Origin of the sequence: Azospirillum sp. TSH20, assembly GCF_003115935.1 — a bacterium.
In the GTDB taxonomy this organism is placed as follows: Bacteria; Pseudomonadota; Alphaproteobacteria; order Azospirillales; family Azospirillaceae; genus Azospirillum.
Genome location: NZ_LGQU01000096.1, coordinates 35,021 through 60,180 on the forward strand (window position 1 = coordinate 35,021; position 25,160 = coordinate 60,180).

18 protein-coding genes and 3 pseudogenes are annotated in these 25,160 nt (G+C 65.7%); 6 read left to right on the plus strand and 15 right to left on the minus strand.

Annotated elements, in window-relative coordinates; genetic code table 11:
* From TSH20_RS23955 to TSH20_RS23990, 8 genes are all read right to left on the minus strand, one after another.
* Entirely contained in the window at nt 1–870 is an 870-nt protein-coding gene (locus tag TSH20_RS23955) for an aldolase/citrate lyase family protein (RefSeq protein WP_109155763.1), read from the minus strand.
* Nucleotides 867–1,727 carry a MaoC family dehydratase N-terminal domain-containing protein gene (locus TSH20_RS23960; RefSeq protein WP_109155762.1) on the minus strand — a complete coding sequence of 287 codons (861 nt, stop codon included), beginning with the start codon at nt 1,725–1,727 and terminating at the stop codon, nt 867–869. The genes TSH20_RS23955 and TSH20_RS23960 overlap by 4 nt, the downstream gene beginning before the upstream one ends.
* Nucleotides 1,727–3,217 (minus strand): FAD-binding oxidoreductase, encoded by a 1,491-nt coding sequence (locus TSH20_RS23965; RefSeq protein ID WP_247871141.1) that lies wholly within the window; start codon nt 3,215–3,217, stop codon nt 1,727–1,729. Before TSH20_RS23965 ends, TSH20_RS23960 begins: the two co-directional genes overlap by 1 nt.
* 29 nt (nt 3,218–3,246) lie before the next feature.
* A complete protein-coding gene (locus TSH20_RS23970; protein ID WP_109155761.1) occupies nt 3,247–4,701 on the minus strand; it encodes an aldehyde dehydrogenase family protein in 1,455 nt (484 codons plus the stop codon).
* A gap of 53 nt (nt 4,702–4,754) precedes the next feature.
* The gene (locus TSH20_RS23975; protein WP_109155760.1) at nt 4,755–5,738 is read right to left on the minus strand and encodes a 2-dehydropantoate 2-reductase; all 984 of its coding nucleotides are present in this window, start codon (nt 5,736–5,738) and stop codon (nt 4,755–4,757) included.
* 19 nt (nt 5,739–5,757) lie between these two features.
* A complete protein-coding gene (locus TSH20_RS23980; RefSeq protein WP_348770451.1) occupies nt 5,758–7,548 on the minus strand; it encodes a TRAP transporter large permease subunit in 1,791 nt (596 codons plus the stop codon).
* Nucleotides 7,549–7,717: 169 nt separating this feature from the next.
* The gene (locus TSH20_RS23985) at nt 7,718–8,365 is read right to left on the minus strand and encodes a TRAP transporter small permease subunit (protein ID WP_247871140.1); all 648 of its coding nucleotides are present in this window, start codon (nt 8,363–8,365) and stop codon (nt 7,718–7,720) included.
* Between the two features lie 112 nt (nt 8,366–8,477).
* Nucleotides 8,478–9,563 (minus strand): TRAP transporter substrate-binding protein, encoded by a 1,086-nt coding sequence (locus tag TSH20_RS23990; RefSeq protein ID WP_109155758.1) that lies wholly within the window; start codon nt 9,561–9,563, stop codon nt 8,478–8,480.
* A gap of 508 nt (nt 9,564–10,071) precedes the next feature.
* Here TSH20_RS23990 and TSH20_RS23995 point away from each other — a divergent pair.
* From TSH20_RS23995 to TSH20_RS24015, 5 genes are all read left to right on the plus strand, one after another.
* Nucleotides 10,072–12,747, plus strand: a complete 2,676-nt coding sequence (locus tag TSH20_RS23995) for a 2-oxoglutarate dehydrogenase E1 component (protein ID WP_109155757.1) — start codon at nt 10,072–10,074, stop codon at nt 12,745–12,747.
* Nucleotides 12,748–12,820: 73 nt separating this feature from the next.
* A complete protein-coding gene (locus tag TSH20_RS24000; RefSeq protein WP_109155756.1) occupies nt 12,821–14,524 on the plus strand; it encodes an acyl-CoA dehydrogenase family protein in 1,704 nt (567 codons plus the stop codon).
* Nucleotides 14,525–14,630: 106 nt separating this feature from the next.
* Nucleotides 14,631–15,590: a LysR substrate-binding domain-containing protein gene (locus tag TSH20_RS24005; RefSeq protein WP_109154266.1), complete on the plus strand. Its 960-nt coding sequence runs from the start codon at nt 14,631–14,633 to the stop codon at nt 15,588–15,590.
* Nucleotides 15,591–15,726: 136 nt separating this feature from the next.
* Nucleotides 15,727–16,479, plus strand: coding sequence for a glucose 1-dehydrogenase (locus tag TSH20_RS24010; RefSeq protein WP_109155755.1), 753 nt, complete (start codon nt 15,727–15,729; stop codon nt 16,477–16,479).
* A gap of 74 nt (nt 16,480–16,553) precedes the next feature.
* Nucleotides 16,554–17,762, plus strand: a complete 1,209-nt coding sequence (locus TSH20_RS24015; protein ID WP_109154264.1) for a CoA transferase — start codon at nt 16,554–16,556, stop codon at nt 17,760–17,762.
* A gap of 479 nt (nt 17,763–18,241) precedes the next feature.
* Here the strand turns inward: TSH20_RS24015 and TSH20_RS24020 are convergent.
* Nucleotides 18,242–19,013, minus strand: a pseudogene (locus TSH20_RS24020) (IS30 family transposase); the annotation flags it as partial.
* Between the two features lie 384 nt (nt 19,014–19,397).
* Here TSH20_RS24020 and TSH20_RS35805 point away from each other — a divergent pair.
* Nucleotides 19,398–19,493, plus strand: a pseudogene (locus TSH20_RS35805) (IS5/IS1182 family transposase); the annotation flags it as partial.
* Nucleotides 19,494–19,629: 136 nt separating this feature from the next.
* On the opposite strand, the gene TSH20_RS35070 reads toward TSH20_RS35805, so the two are convergent.
* From TSH20_RS35070 to TSH20_RS24055, 6 genes and pseudogenes are all read right to left on the minus strand, one after another.
* Nucleotides 19,630–19,893 carry a hypothetical protein gene (locus TSH20_RS35070; protein ID WP_158282052.1) on the minus strand — a complete coding sequence of 88 codons (264 nt, stop codon included), beginning with the start codon at nt 19,891–19,893 and terminating at the stop codon, nt 19,630–19,632.
* A gap of 73 nt (nt 19,894–19,966) precedes the next feature.
* Nucleotides 19,967–20,365 carry an MmcQ/YjbR family DNA-binding protein gene (locus TSH20_RS24030; RefSeq protein WP_247871139.1) on the minus strand — a complete coding sequence of 133 codons (399 nt, stop codon included), beginning with the start codon at nt 20,363–20,365 and terminating at the stop codon, nt 19,967–19,969.
* A gap of 960 nt (nt 20,366–21,325) precedes the next feature.
* Nucleotides 21,326–22,582, minus strand: a complete 1,257-nt coding sequence (locus tag TSH20_RS24040; protein WP_247871138.1) for a glycosyltransferase — start codon at nt 22,580–22,582, stop codon at nt 21,326–21,328.
* The gene (locus TSH20_RS24045; protein ID WP_109155752.1) at nt 22,579–23,190 is read right to left on the minus strand and encodes a TetR/AcrR family transcriptional regulator; all 612 of its coding nucleotides are present in this window, start codon (nt 23,188–23,190) and stop codon (nt 22,579–22,581) included. Before TSH20_RS24045 ends, TSH20_RS24040 begins: the two co-directional genes overlap by 4 nt.
* Nucleotides 23,191–23,420: 230 nt before the next feature.
* A complete protein-coding gene (locus tag TSH20_RS24050) occupies nt 23,421–24,161 on the minus strand; it encodes a class I SAM-dependent methyltransferase (RefSeq protein WP_109155797.1) in 741 nt (246 codons plus the stop codon).
* A 454-nt stretch (nt 24,162–24,615) separates the two neighbouring features.
* Nucleotides 24,616–25,029 (minus strand): annotated as a pseudogene (locus TSH20_RS24055) (helix-turn-helix domain-containing protein); the annotation flags it as partial.
* Nucleotides 25,030–25,160 lie beyond the last annotated feature (131 nt).

Here is a 25,160-nt window from a genome sequence, read left to right on the forward strand (position 1 = left end):
TCAGTCCTCTTGCGGCTGGGCCGCAGATGTGGCGCGAGACAGAATGCGGCGGGCCTTTCGTGCCATAGCTTCGTCGATCATGCGGCCATCGACCACCGCAACACCCTTCACACTTTCCGCCACGATAAGGCGGGCATGGGCGATTTCGGCCTCGGTCGGCGTCAGGGTCGCGTTGATAGCGGATATCTGGCCAGGATGGATCGCCGCCTTGGCGCCGAATCCCAGAGCCAGGGCGGCGGCGGCCTCCCGTTGCATCCCTGCTGCATCGGTCAGATCGAAAAATGGGGAGTCCACCGCTTCGATGCCGGCCAGAGCCGCGGCATTGACCAGCCGCGAGCGTGCGGACAGCAGCGGCTCCCACGCGCTGGCGCAGCCCAGGTCGGCGGACAGGTCCGCGGCACCAAAGAACAGCGCAGCCAGCCGGGGCGACGCGTGGGCGATCTCCTCCGCGGCGGCGACGCCACGGGCCGATTCGATCAGCGCCACCAGCGGCACGGACCTTCCCATGCCGCTCAGCAGCGCGTCGATCCAGCGGATGGTCTCGGCACTGTCGACCTTTGGCACGATGACGCAGTCCGGCCCGCCGTTTGGCGGCCGGCGCGTCAGCGCCAGCAGGTCCTCCAACCCTTCGGGCGTCACGGGTGCGTTGATGCGCAACGCCCGCAGGATCGGAACGGCCGGCAGTGCCGCGAGGGCGGCCAGTGCCGTGTCGCGCGCCGCCGCCTTGTCGGCCGGTGGAACGGCATCCTCCAGGTCGATGATCAGCACATCGGCGCCGGATCGGGCAGCACGGTCGAAGCGCTCCGGGCGGGTCGCCGGGGTGAACAGCCAGCTGCGGCGGGGCCGCCTGTCGTTGAACGGCCCGCTCATGGGGTAACCACGAATTCGGCGGTCATGGCGACCTGACCGTCCGGGCCGACCACCCACCCTTCGATTTCACCGTCCTCCCTGTCCGCCGCGTTCAGTGTAAAGGGCGCTGTGTCGAACAATGGCCGCCGGGCACGGAAGCGGAAGCCGGCGACCCGCCGGTCTCCGAGATCGCCGCCGAGATTGCGCAACACCAGGTCCATCAGCAGGGTCGCCGTCAGCGGTCCATGCACCACCAGCCCCGGGTAGCCTTCGGTCTCGCGGCAGTAGGGACGGTCGTAATGGATGCGGTGGCCATTGAAAGTCAGCGCCGAATAGCGGAACAGCAGCACCGGGTCGGGGGTTACGCTGCCGGTCCAGCGGGGGGCGGGCAGCGGATCGGCTGTCACGGCCGGCGGAACCGTCTCGCCCGGCTTGGCGGCTTCGCGGTAGACGATATCCTGCTTTTCACGGATGGCGACTCCGGCGTCGGTCGCGATCTCGTGCATCACGCTGACGAACACCATGTCGCCGGACCGACCGGCCTTGTGCTCCACTGCCTGGATCGTGGAGACGCGCCGCATTTCCGCACCGATGGGGATCGGCGCCAGGAAGCGCATGTCGCTGCCGGCCCACATCCGCCGGGGCAGCGGCACCGGCGGCAGAAAGCCGCCCTTGTGCGGGTGGCCGTCCTCGCCAATGTCCCGCTGCAGCGCATTGGGGAGGAAATGCAGCCAATGGCCGAGCGGCGGCAACTCTCCCGCCGGCCATGGCGGGGTGTCGTGGTCCAGCGTCGCGGCCAGCCCCGCCAGCGGTGCGGCGGCGGCGGTATCAGTCCGCATCTCCACCCGGCCGACCCAATCCTTCAGATGATCGAACATCACGGCGACACCCCGGATATGTGCAGGATTTTTCCCGGATTCATGATGTTGTGCGGGTCGAAGGCACGCTTCAGCGTTGCCATCATCTCCAGTTCCACCGCTGATTTGTAGCGCGGCATCTCGTCGATGCGCAGGCGGCCGATGCCGTGTTCGGCCGAGATCGAGCCGCCGAGTTCGACGACGATGTCGTGGACGATGGCGTTGACCGTCGCCAGCTTGGCCTTCCACTCGACCGGGTCGCCATCCTCCGTCTGGATTGGGTTGTAATGGATATTGCCATCGCCGAGATGGCCGAAGGAGAAGGGGCGGATGCCTGGGCAGGCCCGTTCCAGAGCCGCGTCGGTGCGATCAAGGAATCGCGCCACGCGGGAGATCGGCACCGAGACGTCGTGCTTGAAGGATACGCCTTCGCGCTTCTGGCCTTCCGGAATGCCCTCGCGGATGCGCCACAGCGAATCGGCCTGGGCCTTCGACGCGGCGACCACACCGTCGAGCACCTCTCCGGCCTCCATCCCCGCCTCCAGGATGCCTTCCAGCATTTCGGCCAGACGGTTGCCGGACTCCTGGTCGGCCAGCTCCACCAGCACATACCAGGGGTAGCGGTCGCGGAGGGGATCGGGCACGTCCGGCACATGTTTGCGAGCCACGTCGATGCAGGCGCGCTGGATCAGCTCGAAGGTGACGATGCGGTCGCCCGCCACGCCCTTGGCGCGGGTCAGCAGATCGACGGCGTCGCTGGGGCCCGACACCGCGACCAGCGCCGTGGCAGTGGCGCGCGGCAGCGGCGAGAGTTTCAGCACCGCGGCGGTGACGATGCCCAGCGTGCCTTCGGACCCGATGAAGATCTGTTTCAGGTCATAGCCGGCATTGTCCTTGCGCAGGCCGCGCAGCCCGTTCCAGATTTGCCCATCGGGCAGCACCACCTCCAGCCCGGCCACGAGGTTGCGCATGTTGCCGTAGCGCACGACCTGCACGCCGCCAGCGTTGGTCGCGATGTTGCCGCCGATCTGGCACGATCCCTCGGCGGCGAGGCTCATCGGGAACAGCCGGCCGACATCGCGCGCCGCGTTTTGGATGTTGGCGAGGATGCAGCCGGCCTCCACCGTCATCGTGTCGTTGTCGATGTCGATCTCGCGGATGCGGTTCAGCCGGTTGGTGGAGATGACGATCTCCAATCCGTCGGCATGGGGCTGGCTGGCCCCGGTCAGGCCGGTGTTGCCGCCCTGCGGCACGATCGGCGTGCGGGTTTCGGCGCAGATGCGGACGACGGCGGCGAGAGCCTCGGTGCTGTCGGGCAGCACCACGGCGGGCGACCGGCCGACCCAGCCGTCACGCCAGGACTCCATGAAGGGCTTCATGGTGTCGGGATCGGTGATGAGGCCCCGCTCGCCGACGATGGCGCGGATCGGGGCAAGGACGGCCGTCGCGAAGTCCGGCCGGAGGGTGGCCTGTCCGCTGGTCTGCCCGCTGGTCTGGATATCGTTCGGCAAGGGAGCTCTCCCTGGGCTTCGGGCCTGCGTCACAGCGCGCGGTAGGCCGTCTTGATGATGGTGTAGAATTCGATGGCCGAGCGCCCCTGCTCGCGCGGGCCGTAGCTCGACATCTTCCGGCCGCCGAAGGGGACGTGGTAGTCGACGCCAGCCGTCGGCAGGTTCAGCATGGTCATGCCGGCCTGGATGTTCGCCTGGAAATGGCGGGCGTGCTTCATCGAGTTGGTGATGATGCCCGACGACAGGCCATAGTCGGTGTCGTTGGCGACAGCCAGCGCCTCCTCGTAATCGCTGACGCGGATGACGCTGGCGACCGGGCCGAACACCTCCTCCCGGTTGATGGTCATGGCGTTGCTGGTCTCGGTGAACAGGGTCGGCGCCAGGAAATACCCACGCGTCGGTCGGTCCAGCCGGGTGCCGCCGGACGCCAGACGGGCGCCCTCGTCAAGGCCGGTGTCGATATAGTGCAAGTTCTTGCTCAGCTGGAATTCGTCGATCACCGGACCGATCTGCGTTTCCGGTTGCAGGGCGTGGCCGACGCGCAGCGCCGCCATCCGATCCACCATCGCGGCGACTAACGCATCGTGGATGCTGTCCTCGACGATGAATCGGCCGGTGGCGGTGCAGCGCTGCCCGGCGTGGAAATAGGCGCTGTTGACCCCGATCTCGGCGGCACGCTCGGGATCGGCGTCGGCGAGCACGACCAGCGGGTTCTGACCGCCAAGTTCGAGCTGTACGCGGATCATGCGTTCGGCGCAGCGCACGGCGATGCGCCGTCCGGTGTTGACCGAACCGGTGAAGGACACCGCGTCCACCGTATCGACCACTGCGGCGCCGACATTCGGACCGGCGCCGATCACCAGATTGAACAGGCCCGCTGGCATGCCGTGCGCTTCCAGGGCCGCCGCGATGATGCGGGTGACGGCGATGGAGATGCCGGGGGTCTTTTCCGACGGTTTCCAGATCACCGCATTGCCGAAAGCCAGCGCCGGGGCGATCTTCCACATCGGCGTGGCGACGGGGAAGTTCCAGGGCGTCACCAGACCGATGACGCCGACCGGCTCTCGCGTCACGTCGACCTCGACCCCCAGCCGCACGGAGCCCAGCGTCTCGCCCGGCGCACGCAGCGCCTCGGCCGAGAAGAAGCGGGCGAGATGGGCGGCGCGGACGATCTCGCCCAGCGCGTCGGGGATGGTCTTGCCGCCTTCGGTGGCGGCGATCCGCGCCAGCTCGTCCTTGCCGTCGAACAGCGCGCGGGAGATCGCGTCGAGCACCAGGGAGCGCTGCTCCACCGTGGTGGCACGCCATTGTGGCTGGGCTTTGCGGGCGGCGGCCACCGCCTCGGCCACGTCGTCGGCACCGGCCAGCGTGTAGGAACCGGCCAGTTCGTCCAGGTCCGACGGATTGAAGATGTCGAGCCGGTCGCGGCCCGGCCGCCAGCTGCCGGCAATGAAGTTGGTGATCGGACGGGTGTCGGGGGACATGTCGGGTCTTCTCCGGAAATCTGTTGGTTCGAGGGGAGGTGCGGCGGCCGGCATCAGCCGGCGCGCGCCACCCGCTCTTTCAGGGCGGTCAGCGCCCACAGCGTCTCGATTGTCGGCACCGGCACGCTGCGGCGGCGGGCCAGTTCAAGGACGGCGGTAACGATGGGGTCGATCTCCATGCTGCGCCCTGCCTCGAAATCCTGCAGCATCGACGGCTTGTGGCCGGGAACGCCGCTGCCGCGGCTGAGCCGCTCATCGATGTCGTCGGGGAGGTCGACGCCCCAGGCGCGGGCCACATCCAGGCATTCACGCATCAGCCGGCCCTGGACGGCAGCCATGCCGGGAGCCTGCTCCATGGCGCCCATCGTGGCGCCGGTCAGCACGCTGGTCGGGCCGACCGCCATGTTGAGCATCAGCTTGCTCCACAGCGGGACGCGGATGTCGGCGGGCAGACGGGCGGTCGCGCCGGCTGCATTGAAGCTGTCGGCCAGCGCCGCCAGCCTCCCGGCATGCTCGCCCGGGCGTGGCGCCCCGAAGGCCAGCACCGGCAGCGCGGTGTGGGCGACGACGCCCGGTTCGACGATGCGGGCGGGCAGCACCTCGATCACGCAGGCGGCGGCCCGCTCCGGTCCGATGGCGGACCACAAGGCGCCGCCGGGATCGACCACCTCCAGCGGCTCCGCTGCGACACCGTCGCCGGCGCCGTGCAGATACCACCAGGGAATGCCGTTCTGCGCCGCCACCACCAGCGTGTCCGGTCCGCAGAGCGACGGGAAGGACGAGGCCAGCGCCGGCAGCCCGTGCCCCTTGACCGTGACGATCACCACGTCCTGGGGACCCAGATCGGCGGCATCGTCGCTGGCCTGGGGCCGGGAGATCAGCGTGCCTTTCGGTGTCTGGACGGCCAGTCCGCGCTCGCGGATGGCCGCCAGATGGGCGCCGCGCGCCAGCAGCGACAGCTCGTGCCGGCCGGTCGCGGCGAGATACCCCGCCAGCGCGCCGCCCACGGCGCCGGCCCCTACGACGGCGATGCGCATGTCGTCTTTCCTTCCTGTCTCACTTGAATTCCAGAGGCGGCAGCGCGTCGTCCATGTTGTTGCCCAGTCCCTGGAACTGCTCTTCGATCTGCTTGTCGTCGAGTTTGACGGCAGTCGACTTGTAATGCATGACCATTTGCGGGAAGGCGATCACCAGACCGACCATCACGAGCTGGATGACGACGAAGGGCACGGCGCCCCAATAGATCTGGCTGGTCAGGACCGGCGCCGTCTCCTTCTTCGTCACGCGGTCGATGTAGGGCAGCTTCGGCGCCACCGACCGCAGGAAGAACAGCGAGAAGCCGAAGGGCGGATGCATGAAGCTGGTTTGCATGTTCACCGCCAGGATGATGCCGAACCATACCAGATCGATGCCCAGCCGGTCCGCCGCCGGTGCCAGCAGAGGGATGATGATGAAGGCCAGCTCGAAGAAATCGAGGAAGAAGGCCAGCAGGAACACCATGATGCTGACTGCGATCAGGAAGCCCAGCTGCCCGCCGGGCAGGGAGACCATCAGCTCCTCGACCCACACATGGCCGTTGACGCCGTAGAAGGTCAGCGAGAACACCCGGGCGCCGATCAGGATGAACAGCACGAAGGCCGCCAGCTTCGCCGTCGAATAGGTGGCCTGACGCACCATGTCGAAGCTCAGCCGCTTCTTCATCGCTGCCAGCGCCAGCGCGCCGACGGCACCCATGGCGCCGCCCTCGGTCGGGGTGGCGAGGCCGATGAAGATGGTGCCGAGCACCAGGAAGATCAGCGCCAGCGGCGGCACCATCACGAAGGTGGCCTGCTCCGCCATCCGGGAAATCAGGCGCCGGCCGCTGGCCCGCTCCACCAGCGCCACCGCCAGGGCATAGAGCGCGCCCGCCGCGACGGAATCGCCCAGCAGGGCCAGCGTGGTCCAGCCGTTCAGCGTCAGCCATGCGGCTCCCGCCGTCAGCACCGCCGTGACGGCTGCCTGCAGAACCAGACGTTGCACGCCGAAGGTCCGGTTGAAGGTGGCGGCCAGGAAGGCCACCAGCACCGTCAAGGACAGCAGCAGCACGACATAGTCGGCGCCGGACTTCACGCCGGTGCGGCCCATCACCCAATAAGCGACCGCGCCGGAGAACAGGGCGAGCAGGCCGAGCTGCCAGATGCCGCGTGCGCCGTTCGGCTCACGGTAGGCGATGGCCTCCGGCGGCAGGCCGGGGGCGGCCTTGGGGAAGATGATCGAGACGATGAAGACATAGAGGGCGTACAGGCCTGACAGCAGCAAGCCGGGGATGAAGGCAGCCTCGTACATGTCGCCGACGGAGCGGCCGAGCTGGTCGGCCATGACGATCAGCACCAGCGACGGCGGGATGATCTGCGCCAGCGTGCCCGAGGCGGCGATGATGCCCGACGCCAGACGGCGGTCGTAGCCGTAGCGCAGCATGATCGGCAGCGAGATCAGGCCCATGGAGATGACGGAAGCCGCGACCACCCCGGTCGTCGCTGCCAGCAGCGCGCCGACGAAGATGACGGCGTAGGCGAGGCCGCCCCGGATCGACCCGAACAGCTGTCCGATGGTGTCGAGCAGATCCTCTGCCATGCCGGAGCGTTCCAGCACCAGCCCCATGAAGGTGAAGAAGGGCACGGCCAGCAGCACGTCATTGTTCATCGTGCCGTAGACGCGTTCCGGCAGCGCCTGGAACAGATCGGGTCGGAACAGGCCCAGCTCGATGCCGATCAGGCCGAACAGCAAGCCGTTGGCGGCCAGTGCGAAGGCGACCGGATAGCCCAGCAGCAGCATGACCACCAGCACGGCGAACATGATCGGCGCCATGTTGTGGCCGAACCAGCCGCGCCAGCCGTCCTGTTCGGCGAGCGCGCCGGCACCCGGCACCGGCAGCACATAAAGCGCCACGGCGACGGCGGCCAGCAGCAGCAGGGAGATGACGGACAGCCGGACGGTGCGCGGCGAAAAGGAGGGGGAGGTCGTGCTCATCGCGCGTCTACCGGCTGGGAATGGTGTCGGGATGGGCGGTCCGTTCGCGTTCAGCGGCGAGCAGCCGCTCGGCCTCCGCCTCGGCCGCCGCCTGATGACCTCCGGCCCGCTGGCTCGCGTTCTCCAGATGTCCGGACATGACCGCGGCGCGCTTGACCAGCTCCGACAGGCCCTGGACGAACAGCACGGTGAACCCGAGCGGAATCAGCAGCTTCGCCGGCCATTGCGGCAACCCGCCCGCGTTCATCGACTGTTCCTCGATGGCGAAGGAGGTGATGGCGAAGGGCCAGGAGGTGATCATCATCACGAAGCTGAAGGGCAGCAGGAAGGCAATATGGCCGAACAGGTCGATGCCGTCGCGCGCGCGCTTGGTCAGCATCGCGTTGACGATGTCGATGCGGATGTGTTCGTCGTCCTTCAGCGTCCAGGGGGAACAGAGCAGGAACACCGCGGCGAACAGCACCCATTGCAGTTCCAGCCACGAGTTGGAGCTGACGTCGAACAGCTTGCGGATGACGGCATTGACCGCCGAGACCAGGATCGCCAGCAGGATCAGCCAGGATATGGCCTTGCCCAGCCGGGCGGTGACCGCATCGACCAGCCGGCAGGCCCCGACCAGGGCCGTGATCAGAGGGGAGGGGGTGTGGCTCGTCATGGGGGCAGCTTCTCCCGGAAGGCCGGTCGCGAAGGCCGCGACGGAGCCGGGACCGGATGCGGCGATGCCGGCATCCGGTCCCGGTTGGGATATCGCAAGGAGCGGCGGCGGATCAGCGCCGGGTCAGGCGGAGCGTTGCGCTGTCGTAGGCGTAATCGGATGCCTGGAGCCACAGGTTGGAGTCGTTCTGGAAGCGGCGGTAGCTCTCATAGAGCTTCTTGAAGGCCGGGTTCTTGTCCGCCAGTTCGTCATAGAGGTCCATCGCCGCCTTGTGGCTGGCCTGCAGCACATCCTGCGGGAAGGCACGCAGCTTTGCGCCGTTGGCGACCACGCGCTTCAGCGCCGCCGGGTTCAGCACATCGTAGCGCGCCACGCTGTCGACGTTGGCGAGCGCCGCGCCAGCGGTCAGCGCCGCCTGATAATGCTTCGGCAGGCTGTTCCAGCGGTTGGTGTTGATGAAGAAGTGCTGGAGCGATGTGCCGTCCCACCATCCCGGATAATAATAGTAAGGCGCGATCTTGTAGAGGCCGAGCTTCTCGTCGTCGTAGGGGCCGTTGAACTCGGCGGCATCGATGGTGCCGCGCTCCAGCGCCGGGTAGATGTCGCCGCCGCCGATCTGCTGCGCCACCACGCCGAGCTTGGAGAGGATCTGGCCGCCCAGGCCCGAGATACGGAACTTCAGCCCCTTCAGGTCTTCGACGCTCTTGATCTCGCTGCGGAACCAGCCGCCCATCTGGGCGCCGGTGTTGCCGCCGGCCAGCGCCTTCAGGTTGTAGCCGGCATAGAACTCCTCCAGCAGTTTGCCGCCTTCGCCGTGATAAAACCAAGCGTTCTGCTGGCGGGTGTTCAGGCCGAAGGGCAGGCAGCAGCCGAAGGCGAAGGCCGGGTCCTTGCCGACATAGTAGTAGGACGCGGTGTGGCACATCTCCACCGTGTCGTTGCTGGCGGCATCCAGCGCCTGCAGCGCCGGGACCACCTCGCCGGCGGCGAAGACCTGGATCTGGAACTTGCCGTCGGTGGCCTCGGCGACGTTCTTCGCCATCACCTCGGCGCTGCCATAGAGCACGTCGATGTTTTTCGGGAAACTGGACACGCAGCGCCAGCGGATCGTCGGCTCCGACTGGGCGATGGCCGGGGCCGCAAGCGTGGATGCACCGGCGGCGACGGCGGCACCCTTGAAGAATTGACGGCGCTTCATGCTGTTTTTCCTCCCGAAGTTCTTGTTGTGTGGCGACGCGATGCCGATTGGACGCGGCGGAGCCGTTGGTGTCGTCAAGTTACAGGGCCATATGCATCCAGTTGGACAGGCATCCTGCTTTCGAACATCTGGCGGTAGGCGCGGCCTCTCCTTGGCGCGAGGTTCATGGGTGTTGGCTTGTGTTCCGCATATCGCTGAGGATTTTCTGGGAACGGCCAGGGACGATGTGGTGACCCTGACAGTGGAGCAAGCGTTAGCACAGCGGAATGTGTTTCGTGGGCATACCAGCCATAAGCCAGGCAAGCCTTCAGGAATGCCAACTGTTTTGCTCAAACCCAGTGAGGCACGGTGAAACGGCTGCGCCAGCAAACGGTTTGCTATGCCCGCAATGAATATCTGTTACAGGCACGCCGTGCGCTCCGCGATGGCCGGCCGGTCGATAGTCTGTGGCGGACTGTTCCCAACCGCCTCAAACGACGGATGTTCAACCGCATGAACGGTGTGCGCCATGTCTAGGCCGTCCTCTCCGCTCAACGCCGCCGGGGCTGCCTATCTCGAAGCGTTGCAGGAACGCTTCCGCGACGATCCAGCGTCGGTGGATGTGAGCTGGCGAGCCGTCTTCCAGATTCTGGACGAACTCGGCGCCGCCACCCCGGCGTCCGGTGCTCCGCTCTCCGATCCGCTGGTGTTGCTGCATGAGGAAATCCGCCAGCGCGGTCATGCCGCCGCCGCTCTCGATCCGCTGGGCCGTACCGCTCCGCCCGCTCGGATGGCGTCCGAGGATGCGGAGACCGCAAGGCTGCGCCGGCTCTATCAGGGCACTCTGACGCTTGAGACCGCCCATATCGACGATCCGGTGCTGCGGTCCTGGCTGCGCGACGCCTATGAGGGTGCCGACACCCTCCCGCCGGCCGAGGTGCGTCGCCGGGCGCTGTCGCTGCTGAGCGCGGCGGAGGAATTCGAAAGGCTGCTCGGCACCCGCTATCCGACCAAGAAGCGCTTCGGCGCGGAGGGGATGGAGACGTTGATCCCGCTGCTGGACCGCATCCTCGCGGCGGCGGCGGCGGCGGGCGTCACCGAGGTTCAGGTCGGGACCATGCACCGCGGCCGGCTCAGCCTGATGGCCAATGTGCTGGGCAAGCCCCTGGTCGAGCTGTTCGCGGGCATCAAGGGCATGCACCCGTTCCTGGCCGATCCGCCGGTTCCCGCCGACGTCCCCTATCACATGGGGGTGGAAAGCAGCCTGTCCTTCGACGACCGGACGCTTGCGCTGACCCTGTCGCCCAACCCGTCGCATCTGGAGGCGATCAATCCCGTCACCCTGGGCCGGGCGCGGGCGCGCCAGGATCTGGCCCGCGAGCAGGGTGGCGAAGCGCGCCGGGTTCTGTGCGTGCTGCTGCACACCGACGGCAGCGTAATCGGGCAGGGCAGCGTGACCGAGGCGCTGCAGCTGTCCGGCGTCGCCGGCTTCACTGTCGCCGGCACCATCCATATCGTCGTCAACAACCAGATCGGCTTCACCACCGAACGTGACGAGGCGCGGACCTCACTTCACTGCACCGGACTTTGGAAGGCGGTGGACAGCCCCATCCTGCACGTCAATGCCGACGATCCCGACGCGGCGCTGCGGGCCGCCGATCTTGCCGTCGCCTTCCGGCAGACGCATGGGCGCGACGCGGTGATCGACCTCGTCGGCTACCGCCGGAACGGTCACAACGAGATCGACGAGCCGCGCTTCACCCAGCCGCTGGACTACACGGCGATCGACACACACCCGCCGGCGCGCGCGCTCTATGCAAAGCGACTGGTGGCGGAAGGCGTCGTCGGCGACGGCGCGGTGGAGGGTCTGGCCGCCGGGCACAAGGCCCACTTCCAGGAGGCGCTTGCCGCCGCCGCCGACCACCGGCCGAACCATGACGGGTTCCCCGGAGGCCGCTGGGCGCCTTTCGCTCCGAACGGCTCGGCATCCATCGAACCGGACACCGGTATCGCCGCCGACCGGCTGCGAAGCTTGCTTGCGGCACTGGCCGCCATTCCGAACGAATTGGCGGTCGACCGAAAGGTCGAGCGCGTCATCCGTCGCCGCGCCGAGGAGCCGCTGGACTGGGCGACCGCCGAGGCGCTGGCCTTCGCCACGCTGCTGACGGATGGAACGCCGGTGCGGCTGACCGGCCAGGACGTTGTGCGGGGCGCCTTCTCTCACCGGCATTTCGCGCTGACCGATGCCGTCACTGGGCGCCGCCAGGTCAGCCTCAACCATTTGGGCGTCCCGCAGGCACGCTTCGACGTGGTCAACAGCCCGCTGTCGGAATATGCCGTGCTTGGCTTCGAATACGGCTACAGCCTGGAGCGGCCCGACGCGCTGGTGATCTGGGAGGCACAGTTCGGCGATTTCGCCAACGGCGCCCAGGTCCTGATCGACCAGTTCATCGTCAGCGCCGAGGACAAATGGCGCCAGCCCTCCGGTCTCGTCATCCTGCTGCCGCATGGCTTAGAAGGGCAGGGGCCGGAGCACTCCTCCGCCCGGCCGGAACGCTTCCTCCAGATGGCGGCACGTGACAACATCCGCATCGCCCATCCGTCCACTCCGGCGAACTACTTCCACCTGCTGCGGCGGCAGGTGTTGCGGCGCGACCGCAAGCCGCTGGTGGTGCTGAGCCCGAAGACCCTGCTGCGCCTGCCGGCCGCGGTGTCGGCGCTGGCCGAACTCGCGCCCGGGACCGGGTTCCAGCCGATCGTCGTCACTGCCGGGGAACAGGTTCGCCGCATCCTGCTATGCAGCGGCAAGCTGGCATACGAGTTGGAGCGTGAACGGGCAGCCCTGGGAACCGAGGATGTCGCGGTGGTGCGGCTGGAGATGCTGTATCCTCTGCCCGAAGCCGAACTGTCGGCGCTGTTCCGCCGCTGGCCGGACGCATCCTGCCTGTGGGCGCAGGAGGAGCCGGTCAATCTGGGCGCCTGGACCTACCTCGACCGCCGGCTGGAGGCCTTGCGGGAAGCGGCCGGCTGCGTCGAGCCGCGCGTCGCCTGCGTGGCCCGCGCCGAGGCGGCCTCTCCCGCCGGCAGCTTTCACGGCGACCATGACGCCGATCAGCGCCGGTTGGTCGAACAGGCTTTCGCTGGAATTGTCGCTGCTGCAAATGCCGCCTCTCCGCCATCCCGCGGGAAAGCGGCGGCGGAGTGACGACCCGGCCGTCTCCAGAGATGGCCGGACCGGATAGCAAACATCGTACAACGAACACCGGGGAAACACGCCGATGTCTTCCACCTTGAGCACCGACAGCCCGTCCGAAGCCCGTCCGCTTCTGCTTCCCGACCTGTTGCAGGCCACGGCTTCGGCGCTCGACGCGGTGGCGCGGCTGGCCGAGGCGGCTGAGCGCGGCGTCGCGGCGCTGGTGGCGCCGGAGGGCCGCGTGGATGCAGCCCTGCTTGATCGCCATCAGGTGGCGGCGCATGGTTTCGCCTGGGTCGCCACCTATGCCGAGGCGCTGCGCCAGATGCGGGGCTGGGCGGAGCGGCTGGACCGCGCCGGCCGGCTGGGCGAACTGGAAGCGACCATGCTCCAGGCGGCGTTCGGCGAGTATCTGGCCCAACTCGATGGCGGCTTGGCGATGAGCCAGGGCGAGATCGTCCGGCCGGCCGACTTCGCCCTGGGCGAGGAGGAGCGGGACGCCTTCCGCACAGACGCGGTGCGCCGGCTGATGGCCGCCGGCAACGCGTCTGGCCTGCGGCTGCGCATCGCCGAGCTGCTGGCCGATGCGCTGCATGGCGGCGGCTTCGGCGAGGCGGCGCTGGAGGATGAGGCGCTGGACATGGTGCGCGACCAGTTCCGTCGCTTCGTCGCCGACGCGGTGGAGCCTCATGCCCACGACTGGCATCTGAAGGACGAGCTGATCCCGCTCGAGGTCGTCGAGCAGATGGCTGAAATGGGCGTGTTCGGCCTGACCGTGCCGGAGGAAGATGGCGGGCTGGGCATGGGCAAGCTCGCCATGTGTGTGGTGACGGAGGAGCTGTCGCGTGGTTATATCGGCGTTGGCTCGCTCGGCACCCGTGCGGAGATCGCGGCCGAACTGATCCGCATGGGCGGCACGGCCGAGCAGCGCGAGCGCTGGCTGCCGCGCATCGCGTCGGGCGAGATCCTGCCAACCGCCGTATTCACCGAACCCAACACCGGCTCCGACCTGGGAAGCCTGCGCACCCGTGCGGTGCTGGATGGCGACACCTATCGCGTCACCGGGGCGAAGACCTGGATCACCCACGGCAGCCGGTCGGATCTGATGACGCTGCTGGTGCGCACCGACCCAGACGCTCCCGGCTACCGCGGCCTGTCAATGCTGCTGGCCGAAAAGCCGCGCGGCACCGAGGCAGACCCGTTCCCGGCCGAGGGCATGAGTGGCGGCGAGATCCCGGTGCTGGGATATCGCGGCATGAAGGAATACGAGATCGGCTTCGACGGTTTCGCCGTTCCACGCGAAAACCTGCTGGGCGGCGTCGAGGGCCAAGGGTTCAAGCAGCTGATGGCGACCTTTGAATCCGCCCGTGTGCAGACAGCCGCCCGTGCCGTCGGCGTGGCGCAGAACGCAATGGAACTCGGCCTGCGCTATGCACAGGAGCGCGTCCAGTTCGGCCGTCCGCTCGCCGCCTTCCCACGCGTCGCCGGCAAGCTGGCCTGGATGGCGGTGGAAACGATGATCGCCCGCCAGCTGACCTATTTCGCCGCGCGCGAGAAGGACGGCGACCGCCGCTGCGACATCGAGGCGGGCATGGCGAAGCTGTTGGCCGCCCGTGTCGCCTGGTCGAACGCCGACAATTCGGTTCAGATCCATGGCGGCAATGGCTATGCCGTCGAATATCCGGTCAGCCGGGTGCTGTGCGATGCACGCATCCTGAACATCTTCGAGGGTGCGGCGGAAATCCAGGCCCAGGTCGTCGCCCGCGGCCTGCTGTCGCGCCGCAACTGAGAACCGCCGGCCGGCCGGGAGGAACTGACCTGTGGCGACTACGCTTGTGCCATACCAGCGTATTCGCTATCCGACGGGGAGGACCGAAAAGACAAGGCTGCCCGCGATGGAACTTCTGGAACTGCGCTATTTCGTTCAGGTGGCCGACCTTGGCAGCTTTTCCAAGGCATCGGTCAAGCTGGGTATCACCCAGCCGGCGCTGAGCCGGCAGGTCCAGAAGCTGGAACACGAGCTGCGCACCAGCCTGTTCTATCGCCATGGCCGCGGCGTTTCGTTGACCCAGCAGGGGCGCAAGCTCTACGACGTGGTGCGCCACCTGCTGGGAGCGCTCAGCGAGATCAAGGAGGAAATCCAGGACCAGTCGGAACGGCTGACCGGATCGGTCACGCTGGGGCTTCCGCCGTCGATCTGCGCCACGCTGGGCGCCCCGCTCGCCCGCCGCTTCCACCAAAATTATCCGGACGCCACGTTGCGCATCCACGAGGTGTTCAGCGGCACGTTGCTGGAGTGGGTGGAGGGCGGGAGGCTCGATCTCGCCGTTCTCTACGACGCGCGGCGCGGACGCAGCATGCTGTCGTCGCCCCTGCTGGTGGAAAACCTGCTTCTGGTCCAGTCCGCGAAGGAGGCGGAGGCCGGCGACGACGGGCCAGTCGGGGTGGAGATGTTGGGCGATCTGCACTTCGTGCTGCCCGGTCTGGAAAACGGGCTGCGTCGCGTGGTGGACGCGGCGGTTCGTCGTGCCGATATCAATCTGCTGGTCGATATGGAGATCGATTCCGTCACCGCCATCAAGCAGCTGGTGGAGGAGGGAATGGGATCGACCATTCTCCCCTTCGGCGCCGTCCACCGGGAGGTGCACCAGGGCCGGCTGGTCGCGCGCGAGATCACGTCGAAGGACATGCATGCCATGCTGGTCACCGCGACACCGCTGCATCAGCCGGTGTCGAAGGCGACGCGCGCCCTGCTGCGGCTGATCCATGCCGAAGTCGTCAAATGCGTCGCCAATGGCGTGCTGAAGGGCAAGGTCGTCGCTCCCGGCAGCGCGGGGGAAAACAGTGCGCCCTGACGGCGCCCGGCTCCGCACCTTCCACCCTGATATGCTTTGGGCGCTGATAGCAGTTATGACGGATGGTCCATAGCACGACCCGTCCGGCCCGGATAGCCTCCCCCATCATCACATAAACCTTTGGGAGGAACCGAGAATGACGAAGCGCCTGGACGGCAAGGTCGCCCTGATTACCGGGGCGGCGCAGGGCCTGGGCCTTGCGATGGCCGAGACCTTCATGCGCGAGGGTGCCCGCGTGGCGGTCGTGGACATCAACGGCGACGCCGCACGCGCAGTGGCGGAGCGGCTGGGCCAGTCCGCCATCGGCATCGCCGCCAACGTGACCAAGGCCGCCGATGTCGAAATGACCATCGCCGCGACGGTTGAAAAGTTCGGGCGCCTCGACATCCTGGTGAACAATGCTGGTTCCACCCACGCCAAGGGTCCGTTCGAGGATGTGACCGAGGAGGAGTTCGACCGCGTCTTCGCCCTGAACGTCAAGTCGATCTACCTCTATTCCAAGTCGGTGGTGGCGACCATGCGGGCGCAGAAGTCCGGCGTCATCCTGAATCTCGGCTCCACCGCCGGGCTGCGCCCGCGTCCGGGGCTGGTGTGGTACAACGCGACAAAGGGCGCGGTGCACAACATCACCCAGTCGCTGGCGCTGGAGCTGGCACCCGACAACATTCGGGTCTGCGCGCTGGCTCCGGTCGCCACCGAAACGCCGCTGCTCGCCACCTTCATGGGCGGCGATACCCCGGAGAAGCGGGCGGCCATGATGGGCATCGTCCCGCTCGGCCGCCTGGGCCGACCGTCCGACGTCGCCAATGCTGCGCTGTATCTCGCCTCCGACGAGGCCTCCTTCATCACCGGCGTGGTGCTGGAGGTCGACGGCGGGCGGTGCGTGTAAGGCCGGGGCGCATCTGCGCCCCTTCCCTGCGCTAATCCCTTCAATCTCATTCCTGCGAAGCGGATCCCCTTGCCATGTCCTCGCTACTTTCCGATCTGCGCATCGTCGAGGTGTCGGCCTTCGTCGCAGCTCCACTGGGCGGCATGACGCTGGCCCAATTGGGCGCGGAGGTGATCCGCATTGATCCCATCGGCGGCAACATCGACTACCGGCGCTGGCCGCTGGCGCCCAACGGCACCAGCCTCTATTGGACGGCTCTCAACAAGGCGAAGCGGTCGGTCGCCCTGGCGCTCGACAAGCCGGAGGGGCGGGAAATCGCCCAGGCCATCATCACCGCGTCGGGCGAGGATGCCGGCTTTCTGCTGACCAACCTGCCGGCCAGCGGCTGGATGGGGTATGAGGCGCTTTCCGCCAAGCGCGAGGACCTGATCATGCTGCGGCTGACCGGCAATCCCGACGGATCGGCGGCGGTCGATTACACCGTCAACTGCGCTGGCGGATTCCCGATGGCGACCGGCCGGGGAGGGGAGCCGGTAAACCATGTGCTGCCGGCCTGGGATGTGGCGGCCGGCCTCTATCTCGCCACCGGGCTGCTTGCGGCCGAACGGCATCGCCGCCGCACGGGCCGGGGGCAGGAGGTGACGGTGGCGCTGGCCGACGTGATGCTGGCGACCGTCGGCAATCTCGGCTACCTCGCCGACGTGCGGGTGAACGGCGCCGTGCGTCCGCCGATGGGCAATGACCTGTATGGCGCCTATGGCCGGGATTTCGCCACCGCCGATGGACGGCGGGCGATGGTCGTCGCCATTTCCAACCGCCAGTGGAAAGCGCTCGGCAAGGCGACTGGGCTTGGAGACAGGCTGGCGATGATCGGCCCACTGATGGGCGTGGACATGGATGATGAGGGCGGGCGCTTTCTGGCCCGGGATGCAATCTCCGCCGTGCTCGCCCCTTGGTTCGCCGCGCGCACCTTGGCGGAGGTGGAAGGCGCGTTCACCGGTACGGGGGTGCTGTGGGGCCCATACCGCGATTTCGGCCAGCTCGTTGCGGAAGACGCACGTTGCTCCATCGCTAACCCGTTGTTCCGCGAAATCGACCAACCCGGCGTCGGGTCGCTGCTGGTTCCGGGATCGCCGCTCGGTTTTCCCGGTCTGGGCGAGCGCACCGATCATCGTCCGGCGCCCCGGCTGGGACAGGACACCGAAGCGGTGCTGGCCGATCTGCTGGGTTTGCCTTCCGCGGAGATCGGTAGACTTCATGATGCCGGTATCACCATGGCATGAGGAGAGAGTGGGATGCGGCCCTATGACCGGGGCGCGCGGCTATCTGCCGAAGTGCTACGCGATACTCGCTCCGCCTCCTGCTGCGATTGGTGGCGCAAATCAGATCGTAGAGGGCAAGATCCGATCAAATCTTCGCTACAGGCAACGTTAATTCTCGGTGGTTGCGCCCCCAACCACCGAGAATTAACGCCCCCGTTCGAATGAGTCCCCGGCGTTCGTGACAGTTGGTGTTGGATTTACACGTCATGTTGCAACCGGGTGGAAGTGTCAGTGGTTTGCGCAAAGTAGGACTGTCAGTGGCAGTGGCTTCGGCTTGGGCGAGCTTCCTGGTTGCCAGCCTTCTTCGGCATATCTGGCATGGATGCGTTCGGGTTCGGCTCGGCAGTGCGGTCAAGCCCCGGAGCCGCTGTGCGGTGCGCCGCCCGCGGAATCAAGCTGAAGTGCGACAACACGTTTTTGTTGATCGGGTGTCCAGCTTTTTAGCCATCATGTTGGGAGAGGAGAGCTCGTACCGGGAGTCCATAGGCTTGATCCGCGCGCCGCCATCGCGATGGCGGATCAAGCCTGTGGACCCACCGGTGCGAGCGGCGGGGCAGGGGAGGTCTGCTGGTTTCACGGCCTCTCATGGCGCTCAGGCGTAGCTGGTATTCACCGCTCCATCTTCGAAGCCGCCAGATTGGCCGCAAAGACTTCGGCTGGCGTCCTGTAGTCAAGGCAGCAGCGTGGCGTATCGTTGAGCCGCTTCGCGAGGGCGGCAAGTGCTGAGCCATTGCGCTCCGCTACGGGGACGCCCAGAGGCAAATATCTCCGCAAACGTCCGTTGGCATTCTCAACACCACCCTTTTGCCAGGGGCTGTGCGGATTGCAAAAATAACTGTCCAACGATAGGCTTTTGTATGATAGGAACTCCGTTCCCTGGTCAAAAGTAATGGTCCGGCATGCATGATGTGGAAATTTGCCAAGCACCGTTGCGATCCGGCTAATCACCTCGGCTGAGCGGCGATCCTCATTGGCAATGAGGATGTGGTATCGGCTCTGACGATCCTGAAGAGACGTGATGTTGGATTTGCCGAACTGAGGGCTGAAGATCACCAAGTCACATTCCCAGTGCCCGAAACTCTGCCGGGTCTCCACCTCGGCCGGACGATTGGCGATTGAGCGCTCAGCGGGGATCGGACTGTTGCGTGGTTTGCGCCCCATGCGCTTGCGACGCCGACGCCGGGCGACGGCCAAAAGCGCATAGAGATTAAGGCCCGGTTTCCAGAACTCTCCGCGGTTTGACTGCGAGCGCGATCAGGTAACCGCCTGCTGGTTCTCGTGCCTTTGTCATGGGAGTGGACATGCAATCGCAGGCGGTAGAGCTGGTGGCCGACATCATCGACCGGATCGAGAACCGGCACCCTGGTCCAGGGCGCCCACCGGTGCCGACGTCGGAGGTGATCCGGACGCTCGGCTTCTTTCTGCGCGAGGGCGTCCAATGGCGGGAACTGAAGGCCACAGATGGGCGCGCCTCGGGTTCCACCCTGCGCCGCCGCCTGGACGAGTGGCACACGACGGCGGTGCTGCGCCGGGTCCATGCCGTCCTCGTCCGCATGGCGCGCTCCGGCCCCCGACGCCGCCGCATGGGATGTCGTGGTGGACAGCTGTTCGGTGCGGGCCAAGCGGGGCGGCGAGCTGACCGGCCCGAACCCGACCGACCGCGGCAAGCCCGGGACCAAGTACCACGTGGTCGTCTCGACCGACGGTCTGCCGCTGGCGGTCATCCCTTCACCCGCCAACGTGTGCATGACACCATGCTCTTCCCCGACTTGCTGCGCTTGGCCCAGGTCGTCTGCGCCGCCATCGGCAGGCTCTACGCGGCCGCGGGTTACGACAGCGCCAACAACCGCTGGCTCTGCTTGCGCGACGGAGTCCAGCCGCACATCCGCAAAAGGTCGGCGAGCCCCACGGCTCGGTGCTCCGCAAGGTCCGATGCGTCGTCGAGCACGGCTGCGCTTGGCTGCTGGCGAACAAACGCTTGGATCGACGACACGACAGGTTGGCGCGGATCATACTCGCGCTTCTCACCGCGGCGGATATCTTCATCGTCGCCAACCGCCTCAGCGCGTTCTGAAAACCATCCCTTAAACATGGAGGGGTCGCCGGGCGACGCTAGGGCCGGGCGTCGAAGACGGAGTCTGCTTCCGCCGTCTGACCCCGTTCCGTCATTCAATCAGCGCCGTTAAGCGCTTCGGCGCAACCAGCCGGTAACTCCGTCTGACCAGCGCAGCTATCTCGCCCCAGTCTGGATGACTGTCGAGCTGAACGCCGATCCAGCCTTTGTGCCCAACATAGGGCGGCACGAAGAAGCGGTCCGGATCGACACCGACCAGTATCATTTGGCTCCCCGGCGGGGCCTTGCACCAGAGCGAGATGCGCCCGTCACCACGCTTCTCCATCGCGAAGATCCTGTCGTGCACCCGAAAGGTCGGATCGCCCCATGCCTCCTTCTCCACCGCTTCTGGGAGAGCAAGGCATATCGCGCGCAGGTATTCGATTGGGTGTTTTGGCATGGCGCCTATTGTATCATTCGCTGGTTCTTCTATGAAGAGCGGCTCCAGCACTCGCGCTTAGTGAATACTCGACGGGCCGGTGTGGTGACCGACGCCTGGAGGACTGAACCAGACGGCTCGTATCGTTCTATATACGTAAAGCTCCGTCCGGCGCAGGCTACTAGGAGAACAGCCACCCGCGGTTACCCCATGTTTCCAAAACGCATTGAGTGGTTTGTGACGATGAGGACGGCCGCCTCGGTAAGCAGGTGAACGGAGCGGCCGACGACCTCATTGACGTTGCCTCCATAGTACTCAGAAGCATTCGGAAGGTGCAGCCGTACCTTGGCTTTGCTGTGAATCTTCTGAATGTGTCAGAGTACTAACTCGCACCGAAGCCGGGATGATAGGAAGCCTCGCCTCTTGGAAAAGTTGCTGTGAATCCCAAGCATTGGAAGTACTCCGGTGGGGCATCGGCATACCGAAGGTGGGGGTCGTTCCTGAACCCGAACCGGCTGTAATAACCAGGGTCTCCGAGCACCACGCACCCTTGCGCCCCGATGTGCTGGAGACGATCCAAACCTTCGTGGATCAGTGCTAGGCCAATGCCTTTCCGTTACTGATCCGGTCGAACGGAGACTGGGCCCAGGCCATACCATCCGTTCGACCCATCGCTGATTGTAACAGGGGAAAAGGCGACATGACCGACTAAGTCACCGTCTTGGACGGCAACTAACGAAATAGTCAATGCGCCAGCGTCCCTCAGAGCATCGACAATCATAGCCTCAGTCTGACTGCTATAGAGCATATCCCTGAATGCTGCGGTTGTCAGGCTTCGGATTGCATCCGTATCTTCAGGACGTTCTGAACGGATTTGCATGGTTTTTCTCCGATGATCATTCGTTAACTGTTAGGTTTCCATTGTGGAAAGCGGTTCTGCGAGAATTGAGATGATATGGTTGTGCAAGCGCAACATCCCGTGTTAATGAAATGCGTCTTAGATCTTGTTCACAGCGCGCGTCCCAGCCGGCGCTACGTGCGCGATAGCAAGCGCTCGATCTTGTTCACCGCCACAGCCAAGCCGCGCTCCGCGCGCATTCGCTCACCCACTTCACGGGCCTTCGCACGCATCCTCGCGTCCTGGGCCGCATCGATGGCCCGCCGTAGCCGTTGTACGTTCAACTGTCGTGCCGGGACAGGTTCGGGCGCCACGCCAAGCCGCCACAGACGATCGGCCCAGAATGGCTGGTCCCCGGCGAACGGCACGACCACTGCCGGCACTCCAGCGCGTGCCGCGGAGTGGCTGGTACCGGAGCCACCGTGATGGACTACCGCCGACATTCTGGGGAACAACCACTGGTGCGGCGTTTCGCCCACCACAAAAATATGGTCGGGAAGCCCGCTGGTCTCGATCCCGCTCCACCCGGGTTGGAACACCGCACGGCGTCCCGCCAGCGCGCCAACAATGGCTTCTCGAGCCTGAGTAGGATTAAATCCCATCATGCTACCGAAGCCGACATAGACCGGCGCTTCGCCTTGAGCGAGAAAATCAGCCAGCCCCGCCGGCGGCGTCACATCTTGAGTCTCATGCACCCACTGCCCGCACACCATCGCATACCCGGGCCAATCCGCCGGCTGCGGCATCAGCGTCGGCGACACGCCGTACAGCATCGGATGCCCTTTCCATAAGGTACGCTGCGGCGGCAGCCCACAAACCGACGCCCTTGCACAGTTGGTGGCTGCGCGGAAGGCGCGCCACAGCATGCCATTGACGAATTCATGGCTGGCACGGCGCAGCCATCGCGGCACCAAGCGCGGGGGAAGGAACGGATGAGCGAACTCCGCCGTCGCCGTCAACGGGATCATTCCCGTCCCTATCGCCGGCACCCGCAGCGCCTCCGCCGCCGATAGGCCGACAAACCCTGCCAATCCGGAAATCACGACCCCGTCGCAACCTTGCCCAGCCTCCACCAGCGCCTTCAGCCAGGCCTGCGCATGCGCGTTCGCGATGCCTGCCAGCGCCCGCGCGGCTCGCCCCGGCGAATGGCCGTCGGCCACCACCTTGCCGATCGCGTTGTCGGCGTCGAGCGTGCCGCGGATGTCACCCGCCAGCGCAGTAGCGGGCACACCAAGGGCATGCGCAGTGGACAAGGTATTTCGGTCCGCCAGCAGTTGCACCCGGTGCCCGGCGTCCATCAGAGCTCGGCACAGCGCGACCAGGGGGCGGGTGTCGCCCTCCGTGCCATACGTGATCACGACAAGCTTCATGGCATCGTCCGGTTCGATCATGGCGCGCCATGTCGGGCAGTCGCGCCTTGCAGGAACAGCGCCACCACCGCCTCGAATTCGGTTTGCAGCACCAGCTCGGGCTGGTTCAGCCAACGCAGCATGGCGGCGAGATACAAATGGTGAAACGACGCCGCCAACTGTCGGGAAGACATGTCCGTGCGCAACTCACCGCTGCCTTGCCCCCTCTGCACCAGCGCCTCGAACGCGTCCACGATATCGCTGCGTGTCACTCCGGCCGGTTCCGGCTGGGGCGAGCCGATGGCAAGAAAGCGATGGCGCAGGTATGGAGGCAAGTAGGTCCGATGCGTCTCGCACCACTGCGCCGACGCATGCAGCAGCACGGTCACGCCCTGCGCAAAGCCACCCTCGGTCAAAAGGGGCGGCGAGAAAGACTGCATGTCATGAGCGAGCTCGGCGTGGAACCAGTGTGCCAGCACCGCCTCTTTGACTGGGAAATATCGATACAGGGTCCCCTTAGCGACCTGAGCCTCGCCTGCAATCTGCTCCATCGTCACGGCCTCGTAGCCATGCTGCTCGAACAGCGCGAAGGCGATGCGCGCGATATGGTCCAGGGTCTGCATGCGCTTGCGTTCGCGCAGTCCCGACATGGACAAGCCCCCAAAAAAAGTGAACGTCGTATAGGTTTATACGACGTTCACATATTCCGCAAGGGGAAGATTGCCAAGCCTGCTCAACCGCCAGAGATCGCTTGCCGATCTCGGAATGAAAACCTTGCCGTCACAGATAGGTGTTCGGAAACCAATGTCGGACCTTCCGCTTAGCAGGGGGAGCAGGCAGTCGCGAGCCGTCCGTTCTAGCAGCACGACCAGCTAGACTCTCAACGCGATTCTGTCTTTCGAGCCGAGACTAGGAGCATCATCGGCCGCTCCAGCTCTTCGGCCAGTTCAGGCGAATGCTCAATCTGTTCGCGCGTCGGAGCGAATTCCTCGACCCGGTGCAGTTTGAAGCCGGCAGCGATCAGCGTGTTGAGCGTTGTGCCGAGTGTCCGGTGATACTTCAGCACGCCCTTCGTGAACCAGTCCGTGTGTCGCTCGCCCTCGACCGAATAGCCGTTGACTGGCCAAGTTTTACGGCCGTCTTCATCGGCGATCCAATGAGGATGTGCCGCAGCCATGAAGATCGGATGCTCAATCGTGAAGACCAGATCTCCGCCGAAAACCAATGTCTTGTGGATCATGCGCGTGAGGCGCTGGAAGTCCTTGATATAATGAAAGGTCAGCGCACTGAAGACGATGTCGAAAGCCGCCGCGGGAAGTTCCAGCGTCTCGAGATCGGCGATTCGATACTCAATGGCGGGGTCCTGGGTATCGGCCTTGGCACGTGCGATCATGTTCTCCGACAGATCGAGGCCAAGCACCGAGACCGCGCCCTGCGCGCGCATCCAGCGTGAGACCCATCCGAAGCCGCAGCCCAGGTCGGCCACGCGCTTGCCGATCAACGCAGGCAGCATGGCCCGGATTATCGGCCACTCGGGTGCGCCGTCCAGCCCATGTACCTGCCGAGGCAACTGGCTGTAGCCAGAGAAGAAATCGGGATTATCGTAGATATTCTGCGCCATGTTCATCTCCGCAGGGACGGGAGGACGAGGCACGTTTCAAAGCCGAAAGACCTCGTCCGCGAGCGACGAGGTCAGGGTTGGCGATCCGCATGTTCAGCGTGCGTGGTCGACATCCCGGCACCCCGCCTTGGGGATGCCGGCCAACCGGGCAACAATGTGAGTGTCCGTTTCGACCATGAACAATGTTTCTGCGAAATCCCCGGCACAGTCAAGAGCGCGGCATCGTCATAAACTCCGTTCATGCCATGACAAAGACGCGCCGACGCTTGAGGGAGGCGGATTCCTGACGGCGTTGCGCCGAAAAAACCGGACCAAAGGGAATTTCTCATTCTCAATTGGCTCTGACCGCCCCCTCATGCGCATGCTGAGTCTTATGGAACGCAATCTCTGCGTTCCCAAAGATCAACCCGAGGATTGCGCCGAAGGTGCCGCCGAGGTTCTGGAAACGATCCCTAAGGGTTCGGCCTTCTGGACCGTAGATGAAGCGGTAAATCGTCTCGTGCGACACTGTCGCGCCATCAGAAGCATCCAGCTTGAGGCGGCCAGCAATCTGTTGTGGCGACCAGCCTTCCCGCAGCCTGGCGATCAGGTGGTCGCGCAGAACCGGCTTGAGCGTCAGTTTCAATCTACGCCGAGAGCGTCGATCACGGGCATACTTCTGGGCGCTGGTGCAGAAGTAGCCCTTGTACTCTTTGCCCCAGCGATCTCGAAACGGGTCGTGATAGAAGTTGCGCCGGATTTCCCGGTGGATGGTCGACCGGTGACGGCCCAAAGCCTCGGCGATCGCCGTCACCGGCATCTTGGCGTCGCGCATATCCTGGATGCGGCGGCGCTCGGCGAAATCGATCTGCGAATAATGCTCACCCATCAGCGCTCACGACCCGTAAAGCCCTGTGATTACAAGAAAGTTGCACTTCAGAATAGAACCTACCCGCCTACAATCAATGTTGCGACCGGATAGAAGTGTCAGTGGTTGGCGCAAAGTAGGGATGTCAGTGG